Genomic DNA, 18060 nt, shown 5'->3' with positions numbered 1-18060 from the left:
TATCAAAAAAGGCACAACTCACACTGAGTTGCGCCTTTTCGTTTGCTTATTTTTTCTTAAAGATCATGTTCCAAATATTCCGCCACTTGCTGCCTTTTTCCTGCAGATCAGCCACCGGCTGCGTTACTTCAATACAACCAAGATATTTTCCCTGATCATTATGCAAACTATAAAAGGCAATATTCACCGGAATACCGTTTTTATGAATCATAATCGACAATTGACCGCGCTTGCCATCATGCATCTGTTGCAAAACAGCTTTAACATGACCCTGACTGTGGCCGGGATGAACTTCAAAGACGGTTTTACCAATATCTTTTTCTGTCCGCTTAAACAAACGATGTTTATTCATCGATGACCAAACAACCACGTCATTTTCATCTAAGACATCCATTTCTTGGGGAATAGTCTCAAAAATAGCATTTAACTGCTCAACGCTTAAACTGCCACCTACTAATTTAATATTATCTGTCATCTACTTTGCTAACCTTACAACCTCACGGGCAATCATCAATTCTTCGTTGGTTGGCACAATCATGGCCTTTACCTTAGAATCTGGCTTAGAAATAAACTTTTCACCATCAGTATCATTGGCCTTATAATCAGGCTCCAAGCCTAAGTAACGCAATGATGACATTACGCCGGCCCGAACGCCTGGATCATGTTCACCAATGCCAGCAGTAAAGACAATACCATCGATACCGTCAAGTTCTGCCGCATATGCACCAACATAACGGACAACGCGGTTAACAAAAATCTTTCTTGCCAGCCGTGCATGCTTATTTTTACTTGCTAACAGATCCCGCATATCAGAGGAAACGCCTGATACACCGAGCATCCCCGACTTGTGGTTTAACATATCCACGGCTTCTTCAATCGTCATGCCGGTCTTTTGCATAATATATTCAAGGGCTGATGGATCAAAGTCGCCGCTACGTGTTCCCATTGCTACCCCAGTCACAGGACTAAAGCCCATTGAAGTATCAAGTGACTTGCCATTTTTAACCGCAGTAACTGAAGCACCAGAACCTAAGTGACAAACAATCAATTTTACTGTATATGGATTCTTGCCCATCATGCGCGCTGCTCTTGGAGCAACATAGCTAACAGAAATGCCGTGAGCACCATACTTACGAATACCATATTTTTCATAATACTTATATGGAATTGGATAAAGATAATTAACTTGATCAAGACTAGTGTGATATGACGTATCAAATACTGCCACTTGTGGCACATCTGGAACAATCTTCATAAAAGCCTTAATCCCCATTGCTTCTGGCACATTATGCAAAGGGGCTAATTCACCTAAATCAAAAATTTGTTGCAGCTTTTGCTTATCAATTAAGACGGAATCTTTAAAGACTTCGCCCCCGTTAACCACTCGATGTCCAACTCCAAATAATTCGTCTAAGTTCTTTAAAACATGAAACTTCTTTAAATCTTCAATTAACAAGCTTACAGCTGCTTCTTGGTCTGGAATTGAAGTATTTTTAATATATTCTTTGCCATCGTTCAACTTTATTTTAAAAACAGCATTGTCCATTCCTACACGATCAGCCATCCCTGAAGCAATAACTTTTTCGTCTGGAAATGAAAAAAGCTTATATTTAAATGATGAACTACCAGAATTTATTGCCAAAACTTTTTTCATAATCGTGACCTCTATTCATATTTTATCTCTCAATAAATTGCCTCTTGTTTCCATTATAGCGCTTTCACCCATAATAGGAAACAATTTTAAAGGCAGTAAAAAAGCACCTCTGAGATATCAGACGTGCCCGTTATTTTTCGATTTATCTAGTTGATTGACGCCGAATCAGCTTAGGTTTAAGCATTACTTCACCTTGAGGTGAACCCGATTGAGCGATTTTTTGCAAGAGCATTTTGGCTAACATTTCACCCATTTCAAAAATTGGTTGTTTAATTGTCGTTAGCTTTGGATTAGAAACTTGGTCCAAAAAGACACCGTCAAAGCCGATCACACCAAAATCTTCCGGAATCCGAGCGCCCTCAGCTTGCAGCTGCCGGACAACGCCTACCGCAATTCGGTCACTAGCACAGACAAAACAAGTATCTTTTTTAAACCCTTTAAAGTGCTCATGAATCACATCTTGGGCGGCATGACTGTGGTTAGAAACCCGATAAATCTGCGGAATTAATTGGTGCTGCTGCAAAGTATTAATATAGCCGGCTTCACGTGAATATTCAAAGGGTTCCTTTAAGTCAATCCCGATAAAAATAATATGCTTATATAACCGATTTAAAGCATACTGCGTCGCTATCTTTTCTGCCAGTTGATTATCAGAATCAACGAAGTCATAGCCCCGGTGATTTTCGCCGAACAAAACAAAGGGCTTACCAAGCTTATCGAATAATTCATAATTCTTATTCCGCGCCCCAGTAATTAAATAGCCATCAGCATGCCCCTTTTCAATTTGATCAGGATCGGTAACTAATTGCATCGCATATTGCTTAGTATTTAAGCCGCGGGCAAAACCAAAAAGCAAGTTCATGTAGTATGGCTCAGTAGTATCAATATCCTCTAAAGTGACGAATTTTACCACATTAGTTCGATTATTAACTAAAGCTTGCGCAATTGAATTTGGATGATAGTTCAATTTTTCCATTGCTTTTTCTACCATCGCCCTTAATTCTGGCGTTACCTGTTCTGGGTGGTTAATCACCCGTGATACCGTCATTTTTGACACATTTGCTTCTTTAGCAACATCTGATAAAGTAGTCATATTATTCCTATTCTAAGTACATCTTTCTGAACCGGTCTAAATCTTTTTGACTAAAGCCAAGTTCTTTTTTAAAAAAGCCATCAAAACTGCCCCAGCCTTGGCGGATAGTCTCAGTAATTCCGCGAATCGCCGGCCCTTCACCCTTGGTGATATTCATTTTAGAAACTAGGCTAGCAATTTCATTATCATCCGGGAATTGCTTGGCTAAGGCAAAGTCATACAATTCATTCGTTAATAAATAATCGCGTGAAATGGTGTCGTCATCAACGCCGAGCGCAGTTAAAATCAGCGCCGAGGTCATCCCGGTACGGTCTTTTCCCGCGCTACAGTGGTAAACTAGCGCATCTTCTTCAGGTAGCTCAATCAATTCCGCAAAAATTTTAGCAAATTCATGTTGACTATGTGAATTAAGCAAAACTTGTTGGTAAATTTGGCCCATCCAATTGTCGCCCATATCCGGAATATGGTGCACAAAGCGATACAGCTTGTTATCGCCCTTATTCTGTTTACGGTCTTCAGAATAGATATGTGCATCAACAAAGCGCACGTTAGGCCACAGCTTATCGGGCGCTGAATTTTGTTCATACCTAGAACGCAAATCAACATCGACGGTAATGCGGCGTTCAGCTAACTTTTCCTGGTCTTCCTTAGACAAGGAGCTAAGTGAATCAGAACGATATATTTTGTTCCACTTTACATGTTGACCCTTGTCATTCTGGTAGCCGCCGATATCTCTGAAATTCAGCGGCCCATCCAAAGCTAATATTCGATCATGCTTCATTTTTTCTCTTGCCTTTTCTCATTAAAATGTTAATACGATACTTTTATTATATCATTATCAATCGTGGGCAAATAACCGAGCAGCACGAATTGCTCTTTGCCAGCCTGAATAAAGTTTTTCACGTTCAACTGTGCTCATTTTCGGTTCAAAGGCTTGGCCGATCGTAAAGGTATGCTTTAATTCATCAATATTTTTCCAATAGCCCACTGCAAGCCCAGCTAAAAAGGCTGCACCCATGCTAGTTGTTTCCAGCGTTTGAGCACGCTCAATTTTAATCCCTAAAATATCAGCCTGGAATTGCATCAAGTAATTGTTGTTGCTAGCACCGCCGTCAACACGCAAGGCAGGAATTTCAATTCCGGCATCTTTTTGCATGGTATCAACCACATCGCGGGTTTGGTAAGCTAACGATTGCAAGGTTGCCTTGATCATATCCTTATCTGTAGTTCCACGTGTAACACCAAAAATTGCGCCCCGCGTTTCTGCATCCCAATATGGCGCACCAAGTCCCGTAAAGGCTGGTACGACATAGACTTCATTTTCTGAAGTCGACTCAAGGGCCACTTGTTCAGAATCAGGTGCATGCTTGATTAATTTCATTGAATCGCGCAGCCACTGAATTGCACTGCCGGCAACGAAAATTGAGCCTTCCAAAGCATAGGTGATTTTACCATTAATACCATAACCAATTGTCGTTAACAAGTTGTTGTTAGAAGTCGTTGGCTTGGCCCCAGTATTCATCACGATGAAGGCCCCGGTACCGTAAGTATTCTTGATCATTCCCGGCTTGAGGGCAAGTTGACCAAATAAAGCAGCCTGCTGGTCTCCGGCCATGCCGGAAATTGGAACTTCGCCGCCAAAGAACATGTAAGAAGCTGTTTCACCATAAACTTCAGAATTTGAACGAACTTCAGGCAACATTTGCTTGGGAATGTTGAGCAACTTCAGAATATCTTCATCCCATTGCAGAGTACGAATGTTAAACAACATCGTTCTAGATGCATTGGTATAGTCGGTTACGTGAACTTGACCATTGGTTAATTTCCAAACTAACCAGCTGTCAATCGTACCGAATAAAAGCTTACCTCGCTCTGCCTTTTCTTGCGCACCAGGGACGTGATCCAAAATCCAACGGATCTTGGTAGCACTAAAGTACGGGTCAATGATCAAGCCAGTCTTTTGCCGGATTTCATCGCTATAGCCCTCTGCTTTTAATTTTTCAGCTAATTTTGTCGTTTGTCGTGATTGCCAAACAATCGCATGATAGATTGGCTTGCCAGTATCTTTATCCCAAACAACGGTCGTTTCACGCTGGTTAGTAATCCCAATGGCAGCAATTTGACTAGGCCAAATACCAGAGCTAATAAAGGCATTGGCAATCGTCGTTTGCACTGCCATCCAGATCTTATTGGCATCATGCTCTACCCAACCAGGTTCAGGAAAATATTGCGGAATTTCTTTTTGAGCTGAAGCAACCTCATGGCCATCATGATCAAATAAAATGGCTCTAGTTGACGTGGTTCCTTCATCAATTGCTAAAATATATTTTTCTGTCATAGCTATTCTCTTTTCTGGAAAGCGCTTTCTTATAATATTACTGTTTTTTAGATGTAGATTCTAGCAGTTATTACTATAGATACGGTATAATTTTTATAATGAAATTTTAAGGAGGCTAATCGATGGAAAAAAATCAAAAAATTGCAGTTACAATCGCAGGTAATGATAGCGACGGCAGTGCAGGCATGCCAGCAGATCTTCATTCATTCTACGCCCGCGGTGTTTATGGCATGGGGCTGATGACAGCCGCTGTTGCTGGCAATACCAAAGGAATTTTTGCCCAACAAATTATGTCACTTGATTTTATTCAAAAGCAATTTGATGTACTAAACGATGATTTCAAGATTAATGCGACTAAGACGGGGATGCTCGCCAACAAAGAAATTATCGACTGTGTTGCCGATAATCTTAAAAAATATGACATGGGTAAAATCGTGCTGGATCCGGTCATCGTTACTAAGCATGGCGCTACCCTGCTTGACGACGATGCTTATCAAACTTTCTTAGACAGATTATTGCCGCTAGCTGATGTGATTACGCCTAACTTTTACGAACAACAAAAACTGACCGGCTTAGAATTAAATAATAAAGAAGAAATTCACGCCGGGGCTAAAAAATTGCAAGCGATGGGCGCTAAAAATGTTCTGATGAAAGGGCGCCACGATTCAGATACGCAAACTACAGTAACCGATATCTTGTTAACTGAAGACGGTGAATTCCACGAATTTACTAAGCCATTCTTTAAAACCGACCGCGTAAACGGCACTGGTGATACTTTATCCGCCGTGATTGCGGCAGAATTAGCCAAGGGCAAGTCAGTGATTGACGCTGTAAAAATTGGTAAGGACTTTACCTATGACGCTATTTCTCACCCAATTGATGTTGGCTCAAAATGGGGCCCAATTAATCATTTGGCTGCACAAGAAGAAAACGAATAACTATAAAAAATACCGAAGCTCAGATTTTGAACTTCGGTATTTTTGTGTCTATTTTATCTTCTTTAGGCCCACTATTTTACCTAAATCTAGAGTACTTGCCTTCGTTAATTGATTATTATTGTACTTATATAATGTACCTTCATCCGAAAGACGTCTTGTGGGTGGTCATTTGACCACTTTTTTTTACGCAAAAAAACAGCAATGAAATCAATCATTGCTGCTAATTTGTTTACTTTTTCTCAATTACAAAATAATATCCTGCTGTCAAAATTTGGGCAATTCCTTCAAGTGCAATCGCCCAATCTGCGCCGAAATGCGCTACGATCAGTCCACCTAAAAATGACCCAATCGGAATCATCGACGATAAAATAGAATCGTTAATTGTTTCTACTCTACCTAAAATATGCGGGCTAAAACTCTCTTGCACCAACACTTCAAAGTTAATATTCATCATCACGATCCATAATTCGGACGTGAAAAACAAAATCAACAATAAAAGCGGCATCCCTTTGGGAACAACTGGTTCAAGGACAATTGCTAAACCTGATAACGTGAGACAAATGACGACTAACCTTTCAATTTTGCTTTTATCAAAAGTTAGTCGCTGTACCAGTACACTGCCAACTAACCCACCTATTGATGAAGCTAATTCTAAGCCACCATAACTAATTGCCGATTTAGTCAAATGTTCAGTCGCAAAATACGGCAAACCCACAGATGAAATGCCGTAAAAAAGATTAGTCACTGCAAAAGGCATGATCAACCGTGCTATCTTACCTTCTTGCTTCAGAGTTTGCCAGCCTTTAAGCAAATCTTGCCCATAATTTTCTGTGAAATATTCATTCGACTTATTTGGAAGTAATAATTTCCTAGGCAATATTAGTCGTGTATAAAAAGCTAGGGCGCTTGCAAAAAATACTGCAGAAATAATTACCGTGGAGTCAAATGACATCCAAGTAATCAATAACGTTGCCGCTGCATTCAAAAACAAATCCAGCGTCTTATAAGTCATTTGGAAAACGCCATTTACTTTAGTTAGCTTCGCTTTTGAAACGATGACTGGCAAAATTTTTTCTTCAGCAGGATAAATCAAAGTTGAGCCAATCGTTGAAATGACGTATATCCCTAGCAAAAGCCAAATCACTAAATCGCGCCACAACTTAACTTGAAACAGCAACGTCGCTATAACGCTGGTCACTATCTGCATTAGAGTTACAAGCGTAAGCATCTTTTTGATATAAACACGATCAATCAGCGGCCCGAAGACGAACGACAACATTTCAATTGATGAGTCTGCAACAAAGATTAACGACAAGATAAGCGGCGAATGAAAGCGTACCTTGAAAAACCACAAAATCGCCATATAGAATAGCGAATCGGCGATATTGGTTAACACTCGTCCTGCTAATAATCGTCTGACATTGAGATCTTCTTTTTCGATTAAGTTAAACATTTTCCCATTCCTTTTCACAACACTATTAATGCCGCTGAAAGCCAGGGAAAATTACTATTCAATTATAGTTAAAACTCCCAGACCTTCAGCTAAAAATCTGGGTTGAGCCTCAAGTAGCGTTTGACGAATGAAAGAAAATAATTCATTCGCAAACTTAAACCTAAAATGTCGCGCATTTTAGTCCTCGCTTTCTATGAAAATTAAGTTAATTGTAGCATGGATAGCGACTTATCAATAATAGTCATTCTATCCTTATATTTTTCGTATTTTCATTCAATTTCAAATCATGACTTATGATAATAACCAAATTAACTTGCGCTATTTCCTGCAATAGTTTTAATAAATCACTTTGTAACTCAGGATAGATATTTGCCAACGGCTCATCTAGTAAAAAACATTGCGCGCCAGTTTTTAAAACAGCAGAATATAACTTTACTAACTGTATTTCACCTGTTGATAGTTCATTTATCTTTCTATCTAAAATCTTTTCAATTCTAAATTGTGGCGAATCAAAAACTTTTGCAAAATACTTGCTTTTATAAACCTGACTTTTATCAGAATATGATCCTAAATAGTCCCTCACTGAACAATTAGGAAGTGGTATATCTTGAAATAAACAACTTATATTTGATTCTCTCAGTTTTCTTTTATTAATTAAATCAGCATCTATACCATTTATGGTTATTTTTCCTTCCTTTTTCGGCGTGTATAGGCCAATTATTGTTCTGAGCAAAGTAGATTTTCCAATTCCATTTCTGCCCCTCACAATATAAAATCCTGGAGTAACAAAATTGGCAGAAAAATTTGAGGTGAATAAGGGTGTTTTTTCATCTAAATAAATATTAAAATCTGTACTTGAATCAAGTTTATTTTAGAAATTATTTTTTTACCATCTTGTTCATTCTTCATGGTTAGTAAATTGTTGATTCTCATCCACGCTACTTTAAACGATTCAAATTTAAATAAGATAGAAAAAATTTCATCAACCTGTCCCAAAAGTTGATTAAAATATTGAAAAATAATTGAAAAGGAACCGATTGTCATCTTGCCGGAAATCACTGATAAACCGCCATTAATAAACAATACTAATTGAAAAATAAGTTGCAAAACAATCTCGCTATTAGACATATTTAAATTGAGAAGAAAATCTCGCTTAGCAACGCCTAAAAGCGTTCTTTTAGTATTGCTCCATCTCTCAGTTTCGATTTTCTCTCTTCGATTACCTTTTATTTCAATATATCTGCTTAACCATTCAGTAAAACCAGAAAAGTATTCATTATAAGCTTCTTTCAATTTTAAACTAACTTCAAAAATCTTAGATCGCAAAAATAAATATATGAGACTATATGCAGGTAACAGGATCGCTATTAACAATAAAAAAACAGACCCAGCCATAAATAAATATGTAAAAATCAAAATTGAAGAAAGGACGATTGAAATAATTTGATTTATTGTTTGGAATAAAAAAGTCAACACTTCAGTAGTATCTTCAGTAATTCTATCTGCTGCTTGAACCGAATTCATCTTTGTAACTGCTAGCGTATCCTTCACATACAGTTCTTTCATTATTACATCATTAACTTCCATGTTTATTTCTCTAAATCTTAAAATCTGAATTTTGTTCATAAAATATGACAACAAAAGTCTGATAAGACTTAAAGTTGTTATTAATACAATACTACGTACAAAAGCAGCCCTATCAGCCTTATATACTAAGGAATTTAACAATATTCCTTCTAAGTAAACATTAAAAGTCAAAATGCCAGTACTGATAATATTCATTCCTAATAGAAGCCAATATTCAATTTTATACTTTTTATCAATTTTGCTAAAAATCGTATGCATAGTGTCACCTAACTCTGACTAGTAGTCTAAAATATTAAAATATAATGAATATAAAATTAGATGAATTTTATATTATTATTTATCCTATGTCAATACTAAATAAATTGATTTGGTTTCACTTTCATGCTGCATTTGATATTATGTAGTCATTAACTACCAAACAACTATCTGTTAACTACAGAAGGAGAAAAATATGACTGAAAAAGCAGCAATCAATGTCCGTGTTAACCAAGAAACTAAGCAAAATGCAGAAAAAGTATTAAATAAACTCGGCATACCGATGTCAGTTGCAATTGACATGTACTTACGACAAATTGCATTGACTAGAGGAATTCCTTTTAATTTGTCTTCAAAGAAAAGAAAAAATAAAAGCGACCACGATACTGCCATGATGGTGGCAGAAGCTACAGCTCAATATGAAATCGTTAAATCCAACTGGGAGGATAAATTAGCTGAACTTACTCCTGATTGGATGAATATGAATAAGATAACTAAAGAAGAACTTGAAGCAAGGTTGGCTAAGCATGCCCAAGAGATGGATAATGGCAACTATATTAGTGCTAAAGAAGCTTTTCAAAAATTAGATAAGGAGTTCAGACTATCAAAATAGTGCCGCAAATCATAATGAAAGAATACGACATTAATTTTTATCCATATGTTTACGATGAACTTGAAGAGATTGGCCTAGAAATTCACAATTATACGTTGTCTGATGAAATCACACGAAATTATCTTAACGAAATCAAAGCAATGATCATGTCCTTAAACTATTTTCCAGAACGCTATAGAATAATTGCACGACATGGCAACAAAGCATTCAGAAAGGTTAATGTAAAAAGTATTCCATTTTCTATTACGTACAAGACGACACTGTTTGGGTCTCAGATGTGCTTCTTTCATCAACAAGTAAAGCAAACACCTACTAATCCTTTGCCCCACTCTAGCTATTAAGCTATACTAGACAGAAGAAATTAAATGAACTAAGGGACAATAAAATGAGCGATAAATTAATTAAAATTGCATACCTCTACGAAGATTTAATGAACACTTATGGCGACTCTGGCGATGTTAAAATCCTAAGTTTCTTGCTAAAACGAGAAGGCTACAACACTCAAGTGGACAATATTTCACTGGGCGATGACTTCAATGCCTTTGACTATGATTTCGTCTTCTTCGGCGGTGGTCAGGACTTTGAACAAACCGTTGTTGCCAAAGACTTGCCACGTCATAAAGAAACACTTGAAAAATATGTTAACGATGATAAGCCAATGCTTTGCATCTGTGGTGGTTACCAATTAATGGGGGACTACTACAAGACAAATTCTGGTGTAACGATTCCTGGTTTGGGCATTTTGCCATTGCATACTGTCTTCAAGAGCGACAAGCGGATGATCGGCGATACCCGTTACATGACCGAATGGGGCGAAGTTAAGGCTTTTGAAAATCACTCCGGTCAAACATACTTCGACAACAAGGACAAGTTGCATCCCTTCGGCGACATGATCGAAGGCTACGGCAACAACCCGCAAGACCACGTCGAAGGCCTGCGCTACCGTAACTTCATCGGTTCATACTCACATGGCCCACTACTTAAAAATACTAATGTTGCTAATGCCATCATGAAAATGATTATCGCTTGGCATCAAGAACGTGTTAGCGAAGCCAAAAAAGTCACAGAATAAAAAATGACCCAGTCGGAATTTCTGACTGGGCTTTTTCATTATCAAATTAATTTAAAACACGTTTAGCAGCTGAGGGATAAAAGTAGGCACTGATAGCCTGCTTTCTCACCCCTTGACTAGGAGTTGCAGCATGCACATATTGTCCATTACCAACATAAATACCAACGTGGTAAGGAGCTGAAGCTGAGCCCCAGAATAATAAGTCGCCTTTTTTAAGATGGCTTAACGAAACCTTTTTACCCTTAGTAACTTGACCATAAGTAGTTCTTGGTAATGTCTTTTTAGCGGCTTTTTTATAAACGTATTGAGCTAAGCCAGAGCAGTCAAAGGCTGAAGGACCGGTAGCACCGTAAACGTAACTTTTGCCAACTTGTTTTTTAGCAAGTTGGACTACTGCGTTACGTTTTTCTGTTTTGCTTTGACTAGCTGCTTGGACAGTTTGTATTTGAAGTGGAACATTAATGAATGAAATTCCTGTAAAAAATACTGACAAAACTGTGGCAAACTTAACTAAACTACGTTTAAAACTCAATTTATTTCTCCTTAACACTTCTTATCTTTCAACGTTTTCTATATTACCGGAGAAATATTACAGCTTTGTTTTAAAATAAATACTATGTAATTAAGCAATGTAACAAAATCGGCTACTTTTTGTAATTTTGATAAGCAAATGCTTAACATTTTATTCGAATTTTACTTAACTTGAAAAACGCCATAATTTTCTATATGCTTATTACATTAATTTAGGAGTTTTTTATTATGGATAAGATAGATAGTTATGTACGACATTTTTTAATATTAATTGCGCTAATTTTAGGACTTTCACTCGTTTCAGAACTGCGCGAAATAATTGCCTATGATTCCTCCACTATTGGTATCATCTTTTTAACTATCGCTATTATCTGTACCTTTGCTTCAGGAATTACGCTACAATTTCACAAGCTTAACTGGATTACGATCAGTCTAATTTTGATACTTTCTGCAATCGTAATTCTGTTTTGGTTCAAGACCTATACTTTTGGTCTGATTGTCAGCATTTTTCTGATTTACAATATTATTGTATTTATAGTTTGTTTACTAGATTTAATAGTTAAACAACAAAACGGAGCCAACTAAAGCTCCGTTTTTTGCTTGATTTTATTTTTCTTCTGTTTCGGCGTTAGATTCAAAGCCATCGCTGCTACAACAACTAACACTGATCCGACCCAATCCATTGGCATCATTACCAAACCAAAAACCAAAACAGAGCCGATCGTCGCCGAAAATGGCTCAAAGGCATCCAATAAACTGGCCGTTGATGGCACCACATAACGCAAGGCGTTCGCCATAATTTGGAATGGAATAATCGTCCCAATGACAATTACTGCAGTAGTATATAGCCAAACTGATGGCTTATTGGGAATTGCTTGAAACTGCGGATGAATAATCACCAAACTGATTCCCGCAAACAGCATCCCCCAGCCAGTCACCACCATGCTCGACACTCTTTTAACAATATTAACCGGGATTAAGGTATAACTTGCTTCACCAACTGCTGATAAAAGCCCCCAGAACAAGGCAATCGGCGTAATTGCTAAATGATCAAATTGTCCGTGCGTCGACAGTAAAAACACACCTAAAAAGGCACATAACGCCGCAATAATATCTAGGCGCCGCATTACTTGTTTATGCGTCAATGCTAAATAGCCTAAGACGAAAAATGGCCCAATAAATTGCAAAATTGTCGCAATTGAAGCGTTAGCTACTTGAATACACATAAAGTAAAACAATTGTACTGGTAACAAGCCAAAAATACCGTACGCAAAAATGACCAATGCATCATGCTTATTCTTCAGCGTCCCTAACGGTTTTTGCTTTAAAGCTCCTGCTAGTAGCAACAATACCAGTCCTGAAACAATCAAGCGAATTTGCGTTAACCACATTGGCGTAATTTTTGGACTAATATTGAACAAACCCTTAGCAAACAAACCTGAAATACCCCACATCACTGCGGCAAGTGCTGCCAAAAGTGTCCATAGTCTTCGTGTTTTAGGTGCGACCATCTCTGTCCCTCGTTTCTTTCTCGTTCATTTAATAATTAAACCATAAAAATAAGGATACCTGTTAGGGCATCCTTAACTTTACTGATGAGCTTTTTTAGTTTTCTTTTTCTTCGGTGAAATATTCAAGGCCATTGCTGCTACAACAACTAAAATTGAACCGATCCAGTCCATTGGCGTCATTACTAAGCCAAAGCAAATAACTGAGCCAACTGTAGCTGAAAATGGCTCAAAAGCATCAAGTAAGCTAGCAGTTGAAGCCTTAATAAACCTAAGTGAATTCGTCATTAATTGGAACGGAATCAATGTACCGATTATAATCACTGCCGCTACATCAAGCCAAACATGTGGCGTATTAGGAATATGCGGCATTTGCGGATGAACAATCATCAAACAAATCCCAGCAGATAGTAGTCCCCAACCAGTAACGACTAAGCTAGAAACTCGCTTTAACACGCCGATTGGAATTAAGGTATTAGTCGCAACACCAACAGCTGATAGCAACCCCCAGAATAAAACACTAGGTGTCAAAGCAAAGTGATTAAAACGGCCGTGTGTTGCCAGCAAAACGACACCAATAAAGGCACAGATAGCAGCAAGCACATCAATGCGGCGCATTACTTGCTTATGCGTAAAGGCTAGATAAGCCATGACAAAAAAAGGACCTACAAATTGTAAAATCGTTGCAATCGAAGCATTAGCCTGTTGCACTACAATAAAATAAAACAGCTGAACTGGTAATAAACCAAAAATGCCGTATGCAATAATGACCCAGGCATCGTGCTTATTTTTCATTGTTGCAATCGGTTTTTGCTTCAAAAAACCAGCCACAATTAATAAAATAATGCCGGAAGTTACCATTCTAATCTGTGATAACCACATCGGTGTAATATCTGAACTAATATTAAACAAACTCTTGGCAAATAAGCCAGAAATTCCCCACATGACACAGGCTAAACCTGCTAGAAAGGCCCAAAGGCGCCTCTGTTTTTGTGTAACCATTCTCTATAATCCCCAATTTTTCTAAAACTAACATCCTCTATCATAGCAAAAACGGGCTAGTTTGAACTAGTCCGTTAATTTTTTATTCATTCTTTTTCTTAATTGGGTTTCGACTGGGCATTAATTGCATGAAAGTAGCCACAATAATCAAAAAGCCACCAAACATATCCATTGGGCCAAAATCTGCATGAAGTAGTGATACCGACAAGATCGTTGCAATCAGTGGTTCAAATGCACCTAGCATCCCCACCGTACTTGGCTCAATATACTGGACACTTGATAAATACATCGTATAAGCCAATAATGTACCACCAATGATAATGTAGGCAATCACCCATACATCAACCGGCGCTAATTTAGGCATCGGTTGCGTGAAATAAATTGGCAAAAAGGCAATTCCTGCAACTAACATTGCTGCACCGATTACCGGAATTGGACCATACTTTTTAAATAATTCCCCAGGCAATACTGTATTAATTGCTTCAGAAAAAGCAGCAATCAGGCCCCAGAAGCAAGCTAGTGGGGACAGGGCTAGCTGATCAAACTTGCCGCCCGTTGCTAAAATGAAGGTTCCGCCAACTGCTACTACAATTGAAATGGTATCTATCCGGCGCGGCCACATTTTGCTTCTAAGTGAGGAATAAATAATAATGAAAACTGGTGCTAAAAATTGGATTACCGTCGCTGTCGGAGCGTTGCTGTACTTGACCGCCACAAAGTAGGACAATTGCGAACTGCCCATTCCCAAGAAGGCAAAGACAATTAACATCATAATTGCTTTTTTATCATGCAGCATTGCCTTTACTTGAGCAAGATACCTCCAACAGGCATAGATCATTAATAATGCACCTGAAAAAAGCAATCGCAATCCGACCAGCCACGCTGTATTAACATTCGTGCTTGAAAATAAAAATTCAACTGCTGTGCCAGAAGCACCCCAAAAACAAGCACCGACAATAGCTAACGTTAATCCCTGATAGCGCCGATTCACATTTACACTTCCCTTTAAATTAATGTTTTTCATTTTAACATGGGTCAAAGGGAAAGTTCAATGCTGCTAAAGCTGATTTAATCTAAATAATACATAGCCTGAAAAGCTGATCACTAAACCAATTACATAAAGCCACCAAAATTCTGGGTGAAAAGCCAGCAAAACGATTGAAAGAAAAAGTGATGCCAAACTAGAATCACGTTCTAGTCGCTTTTTACCAAAAAGCAGGCCACACATAATCCCAAACATAGTCAAAACATACAGTGAATCAGCCAGCATTGTTGTAAACTTATGCAGTAGATCAGTTTGAATATTGGCAGCACGCTGATAAGCTGCTTGAAGCTAGGTTTTCGTCTTCAAGTATTTATTGCTTTTTACAGCTTGCTCCTTGCCGTTGGCTTCACGTTTTCTGGCTAATAATCTTTGATAATGCTTGATCTTCTCATAAGTGCGTTTCAATTCCTTAGGCAAAATTTGCTTATTGCCACCCATGTAGTTAAAGTGCCCTACGTTAAGGTCAACTCCTGTTACTTTGCCAGTATTGGCTTTTGAAATGAGCTCAGTTTTAGGTATTTTATAAGGAACAGATACAAAGTAGCGACCATTTTCACGATAAATACTCATTACGCCAGCAGGATAGTCCATTGGCTTTTACGATAAGCAAATGGCTTGCCAATCCTGCTTTAAGCCTTGGGGCTTTTCTAAAACGAGCTTGCCGTTAACCACTTTAGCCTGATCGCTCTTAAAGCCTTGACGCATTTCACGTTTGGATTTAAAGCGTGGCTTACCCCCAATCAGGCTGTGCCTTGTCAAAAAAATTCTGCCATGCTTTGCCTAAGTCTTGCACTGCTAGTTGGAGCAAGTGTGCCGAATAGCTAAATTGCCAGTCTGCTTTTTCTTCAACCATTCGATCACGCACTAAACGCCAATTTGGACTAGGATTCAAGTGAAAGTCTCGTTTCACAGTCGTGATTTTATGAGTTTTTTTGTTTTCTTTAGGCATAAAAATAGTATAACGGATTCGGTCATAAATGGAATGAGCTAAATATAAATCATTCCACAAAGCCAAGGCTTGATTCCAACAATATCTGCGATAGTCACAGTTGCGATCTAAGACTGCTTTCATTGCTTTACTGGGAAATAGCTCATAAATACGTGTTTTGACAAAATAGCTTGGCATGGTTTCACCTCCATTTTCGAGCCTGCGCTCGGAATCGCGGTTCACTTCGCCCCGTAAAAAACTTGGTGCATTTTTCTTCTAAACAAAAAAAGACGGTCATAAGACCGCCCACGCTTTGAGCTACGGCTAATAGCTCTGTACACGCCTTGTGTACTTCTCTTTATGCTACATTAATTATATCATGATAAAATTAAAATGCACGCATTTTGAGGGTGGCTCCCTACTCGCGTGTGGAAGGAGGTAATACTCCCCGTGAAGTGGTACTTCATCTTTATGCTTGTGATTGTACCTATCGATCGAGACAGCATCAAATGCTTGAGGAAGTCTATTAAAAAGCTCCTAAAAGCAATGATTGCTAAGTTCTGAGATAGTACATCATAAATTACCAGAAGGTCGTCCCTCGGGGCGGCTTTTTTTGTTTCAAGATATAGCCCTACACAATAGGCGATGTCTTGAAACAAAAAATCTATTCTAAAAAAACAAAGCCATATAATTAATCTTATATTTTTTTCTCTTTATTTAGATTTCTTTAAACCAATTTATCATGGTTATAGACTTCATATTTTTATTAGAGTGTTGATAAAAATACCGCTTTCCCTTATAAGTAACGATCCAATTCCATTTACCTACACCACCACTAACATGAATATGGGCATCCTTTTTGAGTGTTCTAGTCTTTCTTCCTGCATAATACGTATGAACTAAAATTTTTTTGGTAGTTTTTGCGTTTCCCATATATCCTAACTTTTTAGTTTGCGCTTGAGTTAACCCGTTAGAAGCAAATACAGTAGTAGCGCATGTAAAAGTAGAACCTAACGTTAAAATTGCTATTATGATTAATATCTTTTTTAGTTCGTAAAATTGTAAATCTCACGAACTAAAACCTTTTTCCAAATCGATTATCAGGTAAATCTATAAAGTATTTATGCCCACCTAGATCATTTTCGACCCTATCATGAATTTCTATTAAAATATAATATGTTATCACGTACATGATGCCAATAATTGCAAAATATATAAAATAAGCTATTATACTAAAACACAATAAAAGTAGATATACACTGGATGAAACTGCAGTACCTATTACAACCAAAATATAAAATTTCTTCCAACTATCAAATGCAATATGCAATATTACTTGAAAGTTTTCAATTAAACGACTTACGAAGTAAATTTCACTAATAAAGCAGAGCCCAACACAAAAACTAATAAAATCTTGTCTCTTTAACAATATTAAAATAATTGTATTAAGTACAGCTATCACTATACTTACTATCATAACTAAACGATTAATACCCATTCTTTTATTTGCTATCAGCCTTTGAGAATCAAATGATATTCTCTCAATCAACCAATTATACTCATCAATTATGTAATAAAAATTTGCTATAAATCCCAAATTAATTATAAATGCTAATAATCCATACATAATCAGCGAAAAGATCAAATACAACATACCCAACATTCCTATCCAAGGAAGAATGGCAGAAATTCGTCTTGATCGAATAAATTTTTTAGTTTTATTCACCCAGTTCACCTCCTTATATAGAAATGGACATAATTAAATTAAAATTATGTCCATTTCTATTATTAATTTTGCACATTATGTTGACCACAATCACCACCAGGAAGTGTATGAATGAAACGATTTATTTCATAAGATTACCTCCTAAAATTTTTATTAAAATTATTATAATTTATTTTTAATAAAAATTAACACTAAATTAATATTTTTATTATTTTTAGTCAAATTTTCTCGTAATCCTTTGGAGACTGTAAAATAGTTTGTGTAAGGATGAATGATTCCTTAAATTTATTTCTTTAAACATTAGAAAAAGGAGTTCC

Annotated in this window: 22 protein-coding genes and 1 pseudogene; 5 read left to right on the top strand and 18 right to left on the bottom strand. The window is 37.4% G+C overall.

Translation table 11 applies throughout. From position 1 onward, the window contains the following. Positions 1-46: 46 nt before the first annotated feature. The 5 genes from Q0Y84_RS03590 to glpK form a co-directional block, all read right to left on the bottom strand. Positions 47-475, bottom strand: a complete 429-nt coding sequence (locus Q0Y84_RS03590; protein WP_297950936.1) for a PAS domain-containing protein — start codon at positions 473-475, stop codon at positions 47-49. Further along, the gene (locus Q0Y84_RS03585; protein ID WP_297950934.1) at positions 476-1654 is read right to left on the bottom strand and encodes an acetate kinase; all 1179 of its coding nucleotides are present in this window, start codon (positions 1652-1654) and stop codon (positions 476-478) included. It lies immediately after the preceding gene. 142 nt (positions 1655-1796) lie between these two features. Further along, the gene (locus tag Q0Y84_RS03580; RefSeq protein ID WP_297950932.1) at positions 1797-2747 is read right to left on the bottom strand and encodes a LacI family DNA-binding transcriptional regulator; all 951 of its coding nucleotides are present in this window, start codon (positions 2745-2747) and stop codon (positions 1797-1799) included. A 7-nt stretch (positions 2748-2754) separates the two neighbouring features. Beyond that, entirely contained in the window at positions 2755-3528 is a 774-nt protein-coding gene (locus Q0Y84_RS03575; RefSeq protein WP_297950928.1) for a tyrosine-protein phosphatase, read from the bottom strand. A gap of 57 nt (positions 3529-3585) precedes the next feature. Further along, complete coding sequence (gene glpK / locus Q0Y84_RS03570; protein ID WP_297950924.1) at positions 3586-5085, bottom strand: glycerol kinase GlpK; 1500 nt, start codon at positions 5083-5085, stop codon at positions 3586-3588. 122 nt (positions 5086-5207) lie between these two features. On the opposite strand from glpK, the gene thiD reads away from it, so the two are divergent. Further along, positions 5208-6023: a bifunctional hydroxymethylpyrimidine kinase/phosphomethylpyrimidine kinase gene (gene thiD, locus Q0Y84_RS03565; protein ID WP_297950922.1), complete on the top strand. Its 816-nt coding sequence runs from the start codon at positions 5208-5210 to the stop codon at positions 6021-6023. Between the two features lie 229 nt (positions 6024-6252). On the opposite strand, the gene Q0Y84_RS03560 is transcribed toward thiD, so the two are convergent. From Q0Y84_RS03560 to Q0Y84_RS03550, 3 genes are all read right to left on the bottom strand, one after another. Further along, the gene (locus tag Q0Y84_RS03560; RefSeq protein ID WP_297950919.1) at positions 6253-7476 is read right to left on the bottom strand and encodes an MFS transporter; all 1224 of its coding nucleotides are present in this window, start codon (positions 7474-7476) and stop codon (positions 6253-6255) included. A 241-nt stretch (positions 7477-7717) separates the two neighbouring features. After that, complete coding sequence (locus tag Q0Y84_RS03555) at positions 7718-8242, bottom strand: ATP-binding cassette domain-containing protein (RefSeq protein WP_240407118.1); 525 nt, start codon at positions 8240-8242, stop codon at positions 7718-7720. A 65-nt stretch (positions 8243-8307) separates the two neighbouring features. Beyond that, on the bottom strand, positions 8308-9321 hold the full coding sequence (locus Q0Y84_RS03550) for an ABC transporter transmembrane domain-containing protein (RefSeq protein WP_297950912.1): 1014 nt from the start codon (positions 9319-9321) through the stop codon (positions 8308-8310). 193 nt (positions 9322-9514) lie between these two features. Here Q0Y84_RS03550 and Q0Y84_RS03545 point away from each other — a divergent pair, with 193 nt between their 5' ends. Genes Q0Y84_RS03545 through Q0Y84_RS03535 form a run of 3 tightly spaced genes read left to right on the top strand, consistent with a single transcriptional unit; the run spans position 9515 to position 11003 of the window. Then, positions 9515-9931 carry a type II toxin-antitoxin system RelB/DinJ family antitoxin gene (locus Q0Y84_RS03545; protein ID WP_297950910.1) on the top strand — a complete coding sequence of 139 codons (417 nt, stop codon included), beginning with the start codon at positions 9515-9517 and terminating at the stop codon, positions 9929-9931. A gap of 14 nt (positions 9932-9945) precedes the next feature. Then, positions 9946-10272 (top strand): hypothetical protein, encoded by a 327-nt coding sequence (locus tag Q0Y84_RS03540; protein WP_297950908.1) that lies wholly within the window; start codon positions 9946-9948, stop codon positions 10270-10272. A 44-nt stretch (positions 10273-10316) separates the two neighbouring features. Then, on the top strand, positions 10317-11003 hold the full coding sequence (locus Q0Y84_RS03535; protein ID WP_297950906.1) for a cobalamin biosynthesis protein CobQ: 687 nt from the start codon (positions 10317-10319) through the stop codon (positions 11001-11003). Positions 11004-11049: 46 nt separating this feature from the next. Here Q0Y84_RS03535 and Q0Y84_RS03530 read toward each other — a convergent pair whose 3' ends face one another. Beyond that, positions 11050-11535: a C40 family peptidase gene (locus Q0Y84_RS03530; protein WP_297950904.1), complete on the bottom strand. Its 486-nt coding sequence runs from the start codon at positions 11533-11535 to the stop codon at positions 11050-11052. A 227-nt stretch (positions 11536-11762) separates the two neighbouring features. Between Q0Y84_RS03530 and Q0Y84_RS03525 the strand changes: the two genes are divergently transcribed. Next, complete coding sequence (locus Q0Y84_RS03525; protein ID WP_297950902.1) at positions 11763-12119, top strand: ABC transporter substrate-binding protein; 357 nt, start codon at positions 11763-11765, stop codon at positions 12117-12119. Here Q0Y84_RS03525 and Q0Y84_RS03520 read toward each other — a convergent pair. From Q0Y84_RS03520 to Q0Y84_RS03480, 9 genes and pseudogenes are all read right to left on the bottom strand, one after another. Beyond that, a complete protein-coding gene (locus Q0Y84_RS03520; RefSeq protein ID WP_297950900.1) occupies positions 12116-13045 on the bottom strand; it encodes a DMT family transporter in 930 nt (309 codons plus the stop codon). The two genes, Q0Y84_RS03525 and Q0Y84_RS03520, sit on opposite strands and share 4 nt — an antisense overlap. A gap of 78 nt (positions 13046-13123) precedes the next feature. Continuing rightward, positions 13124-14044: a DMT family transporter gene (locus Q0Y84_RS03515; protein WP_297950898.1), complete on the bottom strand. Its 921-nt coding sequence runs from the start codon at positions 14042-14044 to the stop codon at positions 13124-13126. Positions 14045-14126: 82 nt separating this feature from the next. Further along, positions 14127-15035, bottom strand: a complete 909-nt coding sequence (locus Q0Y84_RS03510; RefSeq protein WP_297950895.1) for an EamA family transporter — start codon at positions 15033-15035, stop codon at positions 14127-14129. A gap of 66 nt (positions 15036-15101) precedes the next feature. After that, positions 15102-15314 (bottom strand): annotated as a pseudogene (locus Q0Y84_RS03505) (hypothetical protein); the annotation flags it as partial. Between the two features lie 63 nt (positions 15315-15377). Continuing rightward, entirely contained in the window at positions 15378-15680 is a 303-nt protein-coding gene (locus Q0Y84_RS03500) for a hypothetical protein (protein ID WP_297950893.1), read from the bottom strand. Between the two features lie 6 nt (positions 15681-15686). Continuing rightward, positions 15687-15848 carry a hypothetical protein gene (locus tag Q0Y84_RS03495; protein ID WP_297950891.1) on the bottom strand — a complete coding sequence of 54 codons (162 nt, stop codon included), beginning with the start codon at positions 15846-15848 and terminating at the stop codon, positions 15687-15689. Beyond that, a complete protein-coding gene (locus Q0Y84_RS03490) occupies positions 15820-16215 on the bottom strand; it encodes a helix-turn-helix domain-containing protein (protein WP_297950889.1) in 396 nt (131 codons plus the stop codon). Before Q0Y84_RS03490 ends, Q0Y84_RS03495 begins: the two co-directional genes overlap by 29 nt. A gap of 519 nt (positions 16216-16734) precedes the next feature. After that, positions 16735-16950, bottom strand: a complete 216-nt coding sequence (locus Q0Y84_RS03485; protein WP_297950886.1) for a hypothetical protein — start codon at positions 16948-16950, stop codon at positions 16735-16737. Positions 16951-17092: 142 nt separating this feature from the next. Continuing rightward, complete coding sequence (locus tag Q0Y84_RS03480; protein WP_297950884.1) at positions 17093-17743, bottom strand: hypothetical protein; 651 nt, start codon at positions 17741-17743, stop codon at positions 17093-17095. Positions 17744-18060 lie beyond the last annotated feature (317 nt).

Source organism: uncultured Lactobacillus sp., assembly GCF_947367125.1.
GTDB lineage: Bacteria > Bacillota > Bacilli > Lactobacillales > Lactobacillaceae > Lactobacillus.
Note: the sequence above shows the minus strand (reverse complement) of the source record. Positions and strands in the feature narration are given on the sequence as shown.